Origin of the sequence: Pseudomonas sp. B21-032, assembly GCF_024748965.1 — a bacterium.
Classification (GTDB): Bacteria; Pseudomonadota; Gammaproteobacteria; order Pseudomonadales; family Pseudomonadaceae; genus Aquipseudomonas.
The window spans coordinates 5,041,024-5,052,500 of the sequence record NZ_CP087180.1; the positions used below are offsets into that span (position 1 = coordinate 5,041,024).

General features: G+C 61.6%; 9 protein-coding genes and 2 rRNA genes (1 of these 11 running past the window's edge). 1 reads left to right on the forward strand and 10 read right to left on the reverse strand.

Annotated features, from left to right (window positions below; all coding sequences use genetic code 11):
* Window positions 1-11 precede the first annotated feature (11 nt).
* The 5 genes from fkpB to murJ form a co-directional block, all read right to left on the reverse strand.
* Entirely contained in the window at window positions 12-449 is a 438-nt protein-coding gene (fkpB, locus tag LOY54_RS23275) for an FKBP-type peptidyl-prolyl cis-trans isomerase (protein ID WP_045200794.1), read from the reverse strand.
* Window positions 442-957, reverse strand: a complete 516-nt coding sequence (gene lspA / locus LOY54_RS23280) for a signal peptidase II (RefSeq protein WP_045200792.1) — start codon at window positions 955-957, stop codon at window positions 442-444. Before lspA ends, fkpB begins: the two co-directional genes overlap by 8 nt.
* Window positions 950-3,781: an isoleucine--tRNA ligase gene (ileS, locus tag LOY54_RS23285; RefSeq protein WP_258608076.1), complete on the reverse strand. Its 2,832-nt coding sequence runs from the start codon at window positions 3,779-3,781 to the stop codon at window positions 950-952. The genes lspA and ileS overlap by 8 nt, the downstream gene beginning before the upstream one ends.
* Window positions 3,778-4,728, reverse strand: coding sequence for a bifunctional riboflavin kinase/FAD synthetase (gene ribF, locus LOY54_RS23290; protein ID WP_258608077.1), 951 nt, complete (start codon window positions 4,726-4,728; stop codon window positions 3,778-3,780). Before ribF ends, ileS begins: the two co-directional genes overlap by 4 nt.
* Before the next feature lie 118 nt (window positions 4,729-4,846).
* Window positions 4,847-6,385 (reverse strand): murein biosynthesis integral membrane protein MurJ, encoded by a 1,539-nt coding sequence (murJ, locus tag LOY54_RS23295; RefSeq protein WP_045200785.1) that lies wholly within the window; start codon window positions 6,383-6,385, stop codon window positions 4,847-4,849.
* Window positions 6,386-6,636: 251 nt separating this feature from the next.
* Here murJ and rpsT point away from each other — a divergent pair, with 251 nt between their 5' ends.
* Window positions 6,637-6,915, forward strand: coding sequence for a 30S ribosomal protein S20 (gene rpsT, locus LOY54_RS23300; protein WP_010220592.1), 279 nt, complete (start codon window positions 6,637-6,639; stop codon window positions 6,913-6,915).
* 140 nt (window positions 6,916-7,055) lie between these two features.
* On the opposite strand, the gene LOY54_RS23305 is transcribed toward rpsT, so the two are convergent.
* From LOY54_RS23305 to LOY54_RS23325, 5 genes are all read right to left on the reverse strand, one after another.
* Window positions 7,056-9,356, reverse strand: coding sequence for a PqiB family protein (locus LOY54_RS23305; protein ID WP_258608079.1), 2,301 nt, complete (start codon window positions 9,354-9,356; stop codon window positions 7,056-7,058).
* On the reverse strand, window positions 9,349-9,972 hold the full coding sequence (locus LOY54_RS23310) for a paraquat-inducible protein A (RefSeq protein WP_010220589.1): 624 nt from the start codon (window positions 9,970-9,972) through the stop codon (window positions 9,349-9,351). The genes LOY54_RS23305 and LOY54_RS23310 overlap by 8 nt, the downstream gene beginning before the upstream one ends.
* Window positions 9,959-10,618 carry a paraquat-inducible protein A gene (locus LOY54_RS23315; RefSeq protein ID WP_045200780.1) on the reverse strand — a complete coding sequence of 220 codons (660 nt, stop codon included), beginning with the start codon at window positions 10,616-10,618 and terminating at the stop codon, window positions 9,959-9,961. The genes LOY54_RS23310 and LOY54_RS23315 overlap by 14 nt, the downstream gene beginning before the upstream one ends.
* A gap of 185 nt (window positions 10,619-10,803) precedes the next feature.
* A 5S ribosomal RNA gene (rrf, locus tag LOY54_RS23320) occupies window positions 10,804-10,919 on the reverse strand.
* A gap of 135 nt (window positions 10,920-11,054) precedes the next feature.
* Window positions 11,055-11,477, reverse strand: a 23S ribosomal RNA gene (locus LOY54_RS23325) (it continues 2,468 nt past the right edge of the window).

Consider the following 11,477-nt stretch of genomic DNA (forward strand, 5'->3'; position numbering starts at 1 on the left):
AGGCTCCAGGCTCACAGGGCCTTGACCGCGAGGATTTCCACCTCGAAGTTCAGGGTCTTGCCGGCCAGTGGATGGTTGAAGTCGATGGTCACCTGGGCATCATCGAAGGCTTTCACCACACCGGGCAATTCGGCGTTGGCGGCGTCGTTGAAGATCACCAGCAGGCCCTCGGACAACTCCATGTCCTGGAACTGCGAACGCGGCATGACCTGCACGTTCTGTGGGTTTGGCTGGCCGAAGGCGTTTTCCGGGTTGACGGTCACGGTGCGCTTGTCGCCGCTCTTGAAGCCGAACAGCGCCGCTTCGAAGCCCGGCAGCAGATTGCCGTCGCCGACCTTGAACACCGCCGGCGCCTTGTCGAAGGTGCTGTCGACGGTGTCTCCGTTTTCCAGGTGCAGTGCGAAGTGCAGGGTCACTTCGGTGTTCTGGCCGATACGGGTCTCAGTCATGGACGGGTTCTCCGGACTTTTTGCTCTTGAACATATCCAGCGCCAGCATCACCGCACCCACGGTAATGGCGCTGTCGGCCAGGTTGAAGGCCGGGAAGTACCAGCGGTTCTGCCAGTGCACGAGGATGAAGTCGACTACGTGGCCGAGCACGATGCGGTCGTACAGGTTGCCCAGCGCCCCCCCCAGCACCAGTGCCAGGGCGACGGCCAGCCAGGTCTCGTTGCGCCCCAGGCGCTTGAGCCAGACCACCAGCACGGCACTGACCACTATGGCGATCAGGGCGAACAGCCAGCGCTGCCAGCCGGAGCTGTCAGCCAGGAAGCTGAAGGCGGCACCGGTGTTGTAGGCCAGGGTCCAGCTGAAGTAGTCGGGAATGACCACGATCTGCTGGTACAGGCTCAGCGCGCCCTCGAAGTAGAACTTGCTGGCCTGGTCGAGGACCAGGACCAGCACGCTCAGCCACAGCCAGCTGAGGCGCCCGAAGCGCCCCACACCAGGGTTAGGCATAGTGGCGCACCTCGCCTTTGCCGCCGATGTTGTCGGCGCAACGGGCGCAGATTTCCGGGTGCTCCGGGTTCGCGCCGACGTCCGCGCGGAAGTGCCAGCAACGACCGCACTTGGCGTGGCCGGACTTGACCACTTTCAGTTTCAGGCCCGGGACTTCGGTCTCGACCGCATCGGCTGGCGCCTGGGCGAATGGCGCAACGCTGGCCGCCGAGGTGATCAGCACGAAGCGCAGCTCGTCGCCCAGCTTGTTCAGGTCGGCGCTCAGGGCGTCGTCGGCGAACAGGGTGACTTCGGCTTGCAGGTTGCCACCGATGGCCTTGGCCGCACGCTGGTTTTCCAGTTCCTTGTTGACCGCGGTTTTGGCGGCCATGATGCGTTCCCAGTAGGCACGCCCCAGCTCGAAGCCTTCCGGCAGCTCGCTCAGGCCTTCATACCAGGTGTTGAGCATCACCGACTCGTTGCGCTCGCCCGGCAGGTACTGCCACAGCTCGTCGGCGGTGAACGCCAGGATCGGCGCGATCCAGCGCACCAGCGCTTCGCTGATGTGGTACAGCGCGGTCTGGCAGGAACGACGGGCAACACTGTTGGCGCCAGTGGTGTACTGACGGTCCTTGATGATGTCCAGGTAGAAGCCGCCCAGCTCCTGCACGCAGAAGTTGTGGATCTTCGAGTAGACGTTCCAGAAGCGGTATTCGCCGTAGTGCTCTTCCAGCTCGCGCTGCAGCAGCAGGGTACGGTCGACCGCCCAGCGGTCCAGCGCCAGCATGTCTTCGGCCGGCAGCAGGTCGCGGGCCGGGTCGAAGCCGGACAGGTTGGAGAGCAGGAAGCGCGCGGTGTTGCGGATACGCCGGTAGGCGTCGGCACTGCGCTGCAGGATCTGCTCGGAAACCGCCATCTCGCCGGAGTAGTCGGTGGCCGAAACCCACAGGCGCAGGATGTCGGCACCCAGGGTGTCGTTGACCTTCTGCGGCTCGATGGTGTTACCCAGCGACTTGGACATCTTGCGACCGTTCTCGTCGACGGTGAAGCCGTGCGTCAGCAGCTCGCGGTACGGTGCGTGGTTGTCGATGGCACAACCGGTCAGCAGCGAGGAATGGAACCAGCCGCGGTGCTGGTCGGAACCTTCCAGGTACAGGTCGGCGCGCGGGCCGGTTTCGTGGCCGATGCTGTGCGAGCCACGCAGCACGTGCCAGTGGGTGGTACCGGAGTCGAACCAGACGTCGAGGGTGTCGGCGATCTTGTCGTACTGGCCGGCCTCGTCACCGAGCAGTTCGGCGGCGTCGAGCTTGAACCAGGCTTCGATGCCTTCCTTCTCGACACGCTTGGCCACTTCTTCCATCAGCTCGACGGTGCGCGGGTGCAGCTCGCCGGACTGCTTGTTGAGGAAGAACGGGATCGGTACGCCCCAGTTGCGCTGACGCGAGATGCACCAGTCCGGACGGTTGGCGATCATCGAGTGCAGGCGCGCCTGGCCCCAGGCCGGGACGAACTTGGTCTCTTCGATGGCCTTGACCGCACGCTTGCGCAGGGTGTCGCCGTTGTCGGGCTGCTTGTCCATGCCGACGAACCATTGCGCGGTGGCGCGGTAGATCAGCGGGGTCTTGTGGCGCCAGCAGTGCATGTAGCTGTGGCTGATGGTTTCGGTGTGCATCAGCGCACCGACTTCCGAGAGTTTTTCGACGATGGCCGGGTTGGCCTTCCAGATGAACTGGCCGCCGAAGAATTCCAGCGACGGCACGTACACGCCGTTGCTCTGCACCGGGGTGAGGATGTCGTCGTTGACCATGCCGTAGCGTTTGCAGGTGACGAAGTCGTCTTCACCGTAGGCTGGCGCGGAGTGCACCACACCGGTACCGGCGCCCAGCTCGACGTAGTCGGCCAGGTATACCGGCGACAGGCGATCGTAGAACGGGTGACGGAAGTTGATCAGCTCAAGCGCCGAGCCTGGCGCGGTGGCGATCACCGAACCTTCCAGCGCATAACGCTTCAGGCACGACTCGACCAGCTCTTCGGCCAGCACCAGCAGCTTGTCGCCGGTATCGACCAGGGCGTACTTGAACTCCGGGTGGACGTTCAGCGCCTGGTTGGCCGGGATGGTCCACGGCGTGGTGGTCCAGATCACGATCGAGGCAGGCTTGGCCAGCGAAGCCAGGCCGAACGCGGCGGCCAGCTTGGCCTCATCGACCACCGGGAAGGCGACGTCGATGGTCTGCGATTTTTTATCGGCGTACTCGACCTCGGCTTCGGCCAGGGCCGAACCGCAATCGAAACACCAGTTGACCGGTTTCAGGCCCTTGAACACGAAGCCGTGCTTGACCATTTCGGCCAGCGCGCGGATTTCACCGGCTTCGTTGGCGAAGTTCATGGTCTTGTATGGGTTGTCCCAGTCGCCCAGCACACCCAGGCGGATGAACTCGGTCTTCTGCCCTTCGATCTGCTCGGCGGCGTAGGCGCGGCACAGCTCGCGGGTCTGGTCGGCGCTCAGGTGCTTGCCGTGGGTCACTTCGACCTTGTGCTCGATCGGCAGGCCATGGCAGTCCCAGCCCGGGACGTACGGGGCGTCGAAACCGGACAGGGTCTTGGAGCGGACAATCATGTCCTTGAGAATCTTGTTCAGCGCATGACCGATGTGGATCTTGCCGTTGGCGTAGGGCGGGCCGTCGTGCAGCACGAACTTCGGACGATCCTTGCCAATTTCGCGCAGCTTCTGGTACAGGCCAATGCTGTCCCAGCGCTGCAGGATCTGCGGTTCGCGCTGTGGCAGGCCGGCCTTCATCGGGAAGGCGGTGTCCGGAAGGTTTAGCGTGGCTTTATAGTCGGTCATTTCAGGCTCTTCGTTAGCGGTTGACCGTGCCAATGGGCACGTGCGGCGGCGATATCCGCATCGATCGCCGACTTCAGCGCCTCCAGGGAGGCGAATCGCTGCTCTTCACGCAGCTTGTGGTGGAATTCCACCGTCAGACGCCGACCATAGAGATCGCCGGCAAAATCCAGAAGATGTACTTCCAGGTGGGCTTTGCCATCACCTGAAACGGTAGGCCGTACACCAATGTTGGCGACGCCCGGCCAGTTCTTGCCATCGACCTCGACGCTGACCAGGTAAACCCCGGTAAGCGGTACCCGATGGCGCTTGAGCTGGATGTTGGCTGTCGGGGTACCCAGCTGGCGTGCCAGCTTCTGCCCGTGCAGCACGCGCCCGCGGATGCGGAACGGCCGCCCCAGCAAACGCTCGGCCAGGGCGAAATCGGCATTGGCCAGGGCATCGCGCACTTGCGTGCTGCTGACCCGCAGGCCATCGAGTTCGACGGTTTGCGCCGCTTCGACGGTAAAGCCCTGAAGGATACCGGCCTGCTCGAGGAAGTCGAAGTCGCCAACCCGGTCGCAGCCAAAGCGGAAATCGTCGCCCACTTCCAGGTGCTTCACGCCCAGGCCATCGACCAGGATGGTGTCGACGAACTCGGCGGCGCTGAGCTTGCTCAGGCGCTGGTTGAACGCCAGGCACAGCACCCGGTCGACACCGGCGGCGGCCAGCAGGGCGACCTTGTCGCGCAGGCGCGCCAGGCGTGCGGGCGCAGTGTCGGGGGCAAAGTATTCACGCGGCTGTGGCTCGAAAATCACCACGCAGCTGGGCACGCCCAACGCGTCCGCTCGCTCACGCAGGCGCGCCAGGATTGCCTGGTGGCCGCGGTGAACACCGTCGAAGTTGCCAATAGTGGCGACACAGCCCCGGTGCTGGGGGCGCAGGTTGTGGAGGCCTCGAACCAGCTGCATAACGCGCTTCTTGCTCATAAAGTGGTCGATTATAACCACACCCGGGCGCTGACGACAGGCAGCAGCGTCACCCCGTGGCGTGGAATGTGTAAAACCGACGTCTGACCGCCGTTACGCCTTAATGCAACGCCTTGCGGGCGAAGTCACGCGGGCGGAATCCGAACAGCAGCAGACAGCCGAAATAGGTCACGACTCCGGCCAGGATCAGCGCGCCAAGGCGCAGAAAGCGCTCAAGCATCTGCCCTTCGGCCCAGGCCGGCATGTAGTGCATGCCCACCAGCAACACCGCCGACATCAGCAGCACTGCCACCACCAACTTGGCGAGGAACTTGGCCCAGCCCGGTTGTGGCTGGAACAACTGCTGCTGGCGTAGCTTCCAGTACAGCAGGCCGGCGTTCAGGCAGGCGCCGAGGCTGATGGCCAGGGCCAGGCCGGCGTGCTGCAGGTGGCTGATGAAGGCCAGGTTGAACAGCTGGGTGCAGACCAGGGTGAAGATGGCGATCTTCACTGGAGTACGAATGTTCTGCTGGGCGTAGAAGCCAGGGGCCAGGACCTTGACCAGGATAATCGCCAGCAGCCCGAGAGAATAGGCAATCAGCGCACGCTGGGTCATGGCCGCATCGAAGGCGCTGAATTTACCGTATTGGAACAACGCCACGGTCAGCGGCTCGGCCAGTATCGCCATGGCCAGGGTGCACGGCAGCACCAGCAAAAAGCACAGGCGCAGGCCCCAGTCGAGGATCCGCGAGTATTCGTGCCGGTCGCGGTTGGCGTAGGTCTTGGCCAGGGTGGGCAGCAGGATAGTACCCAGGGCTACACCCAGCACTCCGGAAGGCAGCTCCATCAGGCGGTCGGCGTAGTACATCCACGACACCGAACCTGCGACCAGGAACGAGGCGAAGATGGTGTTGATGATCAGCGAGATCTGGCTTACCGAAACCCCGAGGATCGCCGGCAGCATCTGCTTGAGCACTCGCCATACACCGCTGTCGCGCAGGTTCAGGCGCGGCAGCACGAGCATGCCGATCTTCTTCAGGTGCGGCAGCTGGTACAGAAGCTGCGCCAGGCCGCCAGCCAGCACGCCCCAGGCCAGGGCCATGATCGGCGGGTCGAAATATGGCGTGAGGAACAGGGTAAAGCCGATCATCGCCACGTTGAGCAGGGTCGGCACGAAGGCCGGCACCGAAAAGCGGTTCCAGGTATTGAGGATGGCGCCGGCCAGCGATGACAGCGAGATCAGCAATATATAAGGAAAGGTCACCCGCAGCAGGTCGGTGGTCAGCTGGTATTTTTCAGTGCTGTCGACAAAGCCTGGGGCTGTTACCCACACCACCCAGGGCGCGGCGAGGATACCCAGGGCGGTGACCAGGGCCAGCACCAGGGTCAGCAGGCCACTGACATAGGCGATGAAGGTGCGGGTCGCCTCCTCGCCTTGCTGGGTCTTGTATTCGGCCAGAATCGGCACGAACGCCTGGGAAAACGCGCCTTCGGCAAAGATGCGCCGCAGCAGGTTGGGCAGCTTGAAGGCAATGAAGAAGGCGTCTGTGGCCACGCCGGCACCGAATACCCGCGCCAGGATGGTGTCGCGGACAAAGCCCAGCACCCGCGAGATCATGGTGATGGAGCTGACCGCGGCCAGGGATTTAAGAAGATTCATCGAAAGTTTTTCACGCCTGAGGATAAAGGGCTGTGCCGCAACGCGCCCAGTTGTGCGATACTCCGCGCCGCAACGCAAGCAGAGCAAAAGCTCCCGAGTTTACAGGTCGTACCGCAGAAGGGAATCACTCCCTTGTACAGAACGACCACTCAGCGGAACCATGCAAGTGCCCTTGACAACCGATCAACTCATCGGCATGATTCGCGGCCTATTTTGTTTGCTATTTACCAAGTCTTTCGAGGAGCTCGACGGTGGCCAACTCACCTTCCGCCAAAAAACGTGCAAAACAGGCTGAGAAGCGTCGCAGCCACAACGCCAGCCTGCGTTCCATGGTTCGTACCTACATCAAGAATGTAGTTAAAGCCATCGACGCAAAAGACGCCGAAAAAGCGCAAGCTGCTTACACTCTGGCTGTTCCAGTTATCGACCGTATGGCCGATAAAGGTATCATCCACAAGAACAAGGCTGCTCGCCATAAAGGCCGTCTGAATGGCCACATCAAGGCGCTGAAAGAAGCTGCAGCTGCCTAAGCGACATGCTTGTTGAAAAACCGACCCTAGGGTCGGTTTTTTATTGCCTGTGATTTGGGTTGCGGGCAGAAAAGCATCGCAGGCCAATCCCGCTCCTACAGGTTTGTGTAGGAGCGGGTTTGACCCGCGATGGCTAGCGACTACTTACCAATCTGAATCTTCGGTGCCCACTGCAGCCATTCATCCTCGGCCTTGTCGAACAGGGCGAAGGTCTGCTGCGGCCGCGCCGGATTGCCCATCTTCTCGCCGTCTGGCGTGGCGAAGGCGATGCCGCCCTCTATCAGGGTCTCCAGCGACTCGGTACGCACCGTCGCGCCCTTGAACAGGCCGATATCGAAGCCGAAGCCGCTGCTGTTCCAGAAACGGCTACCGCCACGCACCAACGCTGCATACCTGGGCTCGATCAGAATATGGATCAGTACCCGGTCGGCGGTCTGGCCCAATTCGAAGCCGGTGACCTTGCCGACCGGAATCTCGCGGTAGGTAACCGGTACGCCCGGCTTGATCGAACCCCGCCGCGCAGCACTGAGCACCAGCGACAGGCCAGCTTCGCGCTCAGAGAAATCCGGCGCCTGAGGCAAGGCATTGAAGTTGAGCTGCGGCCCGGTGCTTCTGACTGCCGGCTGCACTTCCAGGTACTGGCCGGTGACCAGGGTTTCCAGGTTGGCGGTCTTGACGATGCCCAGGGCCGGCTTGACCACCCAGAACTGCGTACCTTCGCGGGCGATGCGCTCCGGCACTTCGGTAATCCGCGCCTTGAGCAGCACCGCCTGCAAATCATTGGTCAGGTCAACCTGCTCGACCTTGCCGACATCCAGGCCCTTGAAACGAACCGGCGTGCCGACCTTGAGGCCGTCTGCGCGATCGACGCGGATGGTCACCGTGGTGCCGCTGCGGTTGGCCGCCTCCTGGCTTTCATTGAGGCGGAAGAACGGAATGCGGCGCTTGAGCTTCACATTCGGGATCGGTGTGTCGAAGGCGATACCGCCAGCCATCAGGCTCTGCAGCGATTCACTCTTGATCTGGATGCCCGACAGGCCGCCACTCAGGGTAATGCCGCTAGCATTCCAGAAGCGCGTCGAACCGTTGACCAGGCCGGCGTACTCTTTCTCGATGTGCACACCGATCAGCAGGCGCTTGCTCTTCTTCGAGAACTGGTAGCTCTGCACCGTACCGACCTTGACCTGGCGGTAGAGGATCGGGCTGCCGACTTCCAGCGAGCCAAGGTTGTCGCTGTACAGCACCAGGTGCAGGCCGGGCGCCTTGAGGTCCAGCGGCGGTGCCTTGGCTCGCGCCTCGAACTCGCGCTGCGGCGTCGCGCCCTTGTCGCCCGGGCGGATGGCAATGTAGTTACCCTTGACCAACGCCTCCAGGCCGGTAATACCGGCGAGGGAGATCGATGGCTTGACCACCCAGAACTGCGTACCGTCGACCAGGTAGTCTTCGGCCAGCGGATCGAGGGTCAGCTCGGCCATGGCACTGGCCAGGTCGGGATCAACCTTGAGGGTCTTCAGCGAGCCGACCTGGATGCCTTTGTACATCACCGGGGTACGCCCGGCCTGCAGGCCCTCGAAGTCGCTCAGCTTGACCTTGACGCGAATCCCGGCCTGGGCCGCATCAAAGTCTTCGTACAAGCGAAACGGCAGGTTCGGATCGGTGGGCGGGCTGTCCTTGCGGTGCTCGGGGGTGGCGAAGGCAATACCGCCGGCGACGATGCTGGCCAGCGACTCGCTGCGTACCTTCACCCCGGAGAGGTTGGCGTCGATGCTGATGCCGCTGGCATTCCAGAAGCGCGTATGTTTGCGCACCAGGTCGGCGTAGGCCGGCTCGATGAACACCTTGATCTCGACCGTGCCCTGGTCTTCGGCGAGGCGATAGCTCTTCACCCGGCCAACCCGGATCTGCTTGTAGAACACCGGGCTGTCGCGGTTTAGCGAACCCAGGCGGTCGGCCTTGAGGGTCAGGTGCAGGCCCGGCTCGCTGTCGGACAACGGCGGCGCTTCATCCAGTGCCTTGAAGCGCTTGGTCGGCTCGCCCTGCCCCGGGCTGACGGCGATGTAGTTGCCCGATACCAGGGTTTCCAGGCCGGTGATCCCGGCCAGGCTGACGCTCGGTTTGACCAGCCAGAAGCGCGTACCGGTGTTCAGGTGCGGCTCGGCCTCCTTGTTCATTTCGATGGTGGCGATGACCCCGGTATTGCTGCCCTTGGCATCCAGTACCAGCTCTTTCACCTTACCGACCGACATACCCTTGAAGACCACTTCGGTCTTGTTGGCAACGATACCTTCACCGCTCTCAAAGCGGACCTGGATGTTCACACCTGACTCGCGATAGGCCTGCCAGCCAAGCCAGCCACCAATCACCAGGGCGATCAGGGGCAATATCCATATGGCCGACCAGTTCGAAGCTGGGCGGGTTTTAGCCGTAGGCAAATCACTCATGGTCGTCATCCGACTCCGTGTTATCCCAAATCAGTCGGGGATCGAAGGTTACTGCAGCGAGCATCGTCAGAATCACCACACTGGCGAAGGCGACGGCGCCCAGATTGGCTTCGACACTGGCGATCCTGCCGAAATTCACCACCGCCACCAGAATGGCGATCACGAAAATATCCAGCATCGACCAGCGTCCGATGAATTCGATGAAGCGGTACATCAGGATCCGTTGCCGGGCCGACAACGGTTGGTGGCGCTGCACCGAATAGAGCAGCAGGGCAATGCCGACCAGCTTGAAGGTCGGCACCAGGATACTGGCGATGAACACCACTGCGGCGATCGGCAGCATGCCGTGCTTCATCAGGGTGATGACGCCGGACATTATTGTGTCCGGGCTACCCTGCCCCAGAGCGCTGACGGTCATGATCGGCAACACGTTGGCCGGGATGTACAAGATTGCCGAAGTAATCAGCAACGCCCAGGTTCGCACCAGGCTGTTTGGCCGCCGGGCGTGCACCACCGCACCACAGCGGGTGCAGGTTTGCGCGTCACTGTCCGGCTCCTGGCGATTCAGTTCATGGCATTCGCCACAAACCAGAATCCCGGCATCAATCGCACGCATGCAGGTCTTCCCCCGATAAAGCACTCCATATCTGGTGGGGCGACATCACCACCTCCAGCCACACCTGCACCAACAACAAACTGATAAAGCAGGCCAGGCCCAGGCCGAGGCTCAGCTCTGCCAGGTCGACCAGCTTGACCATCGCCACCAGCACGCCCATGAAATAGACCTCGAGCATGCCCCAATCGCGTAGATGGTGATAAATCCGATAAAGCAACAAACCGTAACTGCGACCAACGTTCAGGCGAATGCTCAATAGCACTGCCAGCTGGCACAACAGTTTGAGCAAGGGAATCGCCATGCTGCAGAGAAACACCACCACCGCTACGCCGCGCATACCGGTGTTGTACAGCCCGACCACGCCGCTCCAGACCGTATCGTTGGAGGTTTGCCCCAGCAGGTGCAGTTGCATGATCGGCAGGAAGTTGGCCGGTACGTAAAGCAGCAAGGCGGCCAGCACCAGGGCCAGGCTGCGCTGGACCACATTGTGTCGATGGGCGTAGAGCTCGTAGCCACAGCGCGGGCAGTGGGCCTTTTCGTCTTGCTTGAGCACAGGCTTGCGCATCAGCAGGTCGCATTCGTGACAGGCCACCAGGTCTTCCAGGGGCAGGTCGGCGAGCTGATGGGGGTCGGCAGGTTCTGACATAGTGAACTTCTGAGTCAACGCGAGGGCGCTATTCTAACCGATGTAGGAGCGGGCTTGCCCCGCGATACCCTTCTGTCAGCCACATCGCATCGCGGGGCAAGTCGAGGCGTCGCACCGCCGTTCCCACAGACGCCAGAAAGACAAAACCCCTACCTGCATATGCAGATAGGGGTTTCGGAATTTAATCTTGACGATGACCTACTCTCACATGGGGAAACCCCACACTACCATCGGCGATGCATCGTTTCACTGCTGAGTTCGGGATGGGATCAGGTGGTTCCAATGCTCTATGGTCGTCAAGAAATTCTGTTGCCAGAAGGTCTTGTTAGACACTCCAGCGAATCGGGTATGTGATGTTTTGTGAGTTACAAATTCTCGGCTTTGCAGTCTTCACAACACCGCAATCTGGCTTTCGCTCAAATTGCTTGGGTGTTATATGGTCAAGCCTCACGGGCAATTAGTATTGGTTAGCTCAACGCCTCACAGCGCTTACACACCCAACCTATCAACGTCGTAGTCTTCGACGGCCCTTCAGGGAGCTCAAGGCTCCAGTGAGATCTCATCTTGAGGCAAGTTTCCCGCTTAGATGCTTTCAGCGGTTATCTCTTCCGAACATAGCTACCCGGCAATGCCACTGGCGTGACAACCGGAACACCAGAGGTTCGTCCACTCCGGTCCTCTCGTACTAGGAGCAGCCCCTCTCAAATCTCAAACGTCCACGGCAGATAGGGACCGAACTGTCTCACGACGTTCTAAACCCAGCTCGCGTACCACTTTAAATGGCGAACAGCCATACCCTTGGGACCGGCTTCAGCCCCAGGATGTGATGAGCCGACATCGAGGTGCCAAACACCGCCGT

Excerpts from the sequence above, each read along its gene's own strand:
- fkpB (WP_045200794.1), bottom strand. The coding sequence starts at position 449 with ATGACTGAGACCCGTATCGGCCAGAACACCGAAGTGACCCTGCACTTC.
- lspA (WP_045200792.1), bottom strand. The coding sequence starts at position 957 with ATGCCTAACCCTGGTGTGGGGCGCTTCGGGCGCCTCAGCTGGCTGTGG.
- ileS (WP_258608076.1), bottom strand. The coding sequence starts at position 3,781 with ATGACCGACTATAAAGCCACGCTAAACCTTCCGGACACCGCCTTCCCG.
- ribF (WP_258608077.1), bottom strand. The coding sequence starts at position 4,728 with ATGCAGCTGGTTCGAGGCCTCCACAACCTGCGCCCCCAGCACCGGGGC.
- murJ (WP_045200785.1), bottom strand. The coding sequence starts at position 6,385 with ATGAATCTTCTTAAATCCCTGGCCGCGGTCAGCTCCATCACCATGATC.
- LOY54_RS23305 (WP_258608079.1), bottom strand. The coding sequence starts at position 9,356 with ATGAGTGATTTGCCTACGGCTAAAACCCGCCCAGCTTCGAACTGGTCG.
- LOY54_RS23310 (WP_010220589.1), bottom strand. The coding sequence starts at position 9,972 with ATGCGTGCGATTGATGCCGGGATTCTGGTTTGTGGCGAATGCCATGAA.
- LOY54_RS23315 (WP_045200780.1), bottom strand. The coding sequence starts at position 10,618 with ATGTCAGAACCTGCCGACCCCCATCAGCTCGCCGACCTGCCCCTGGAA.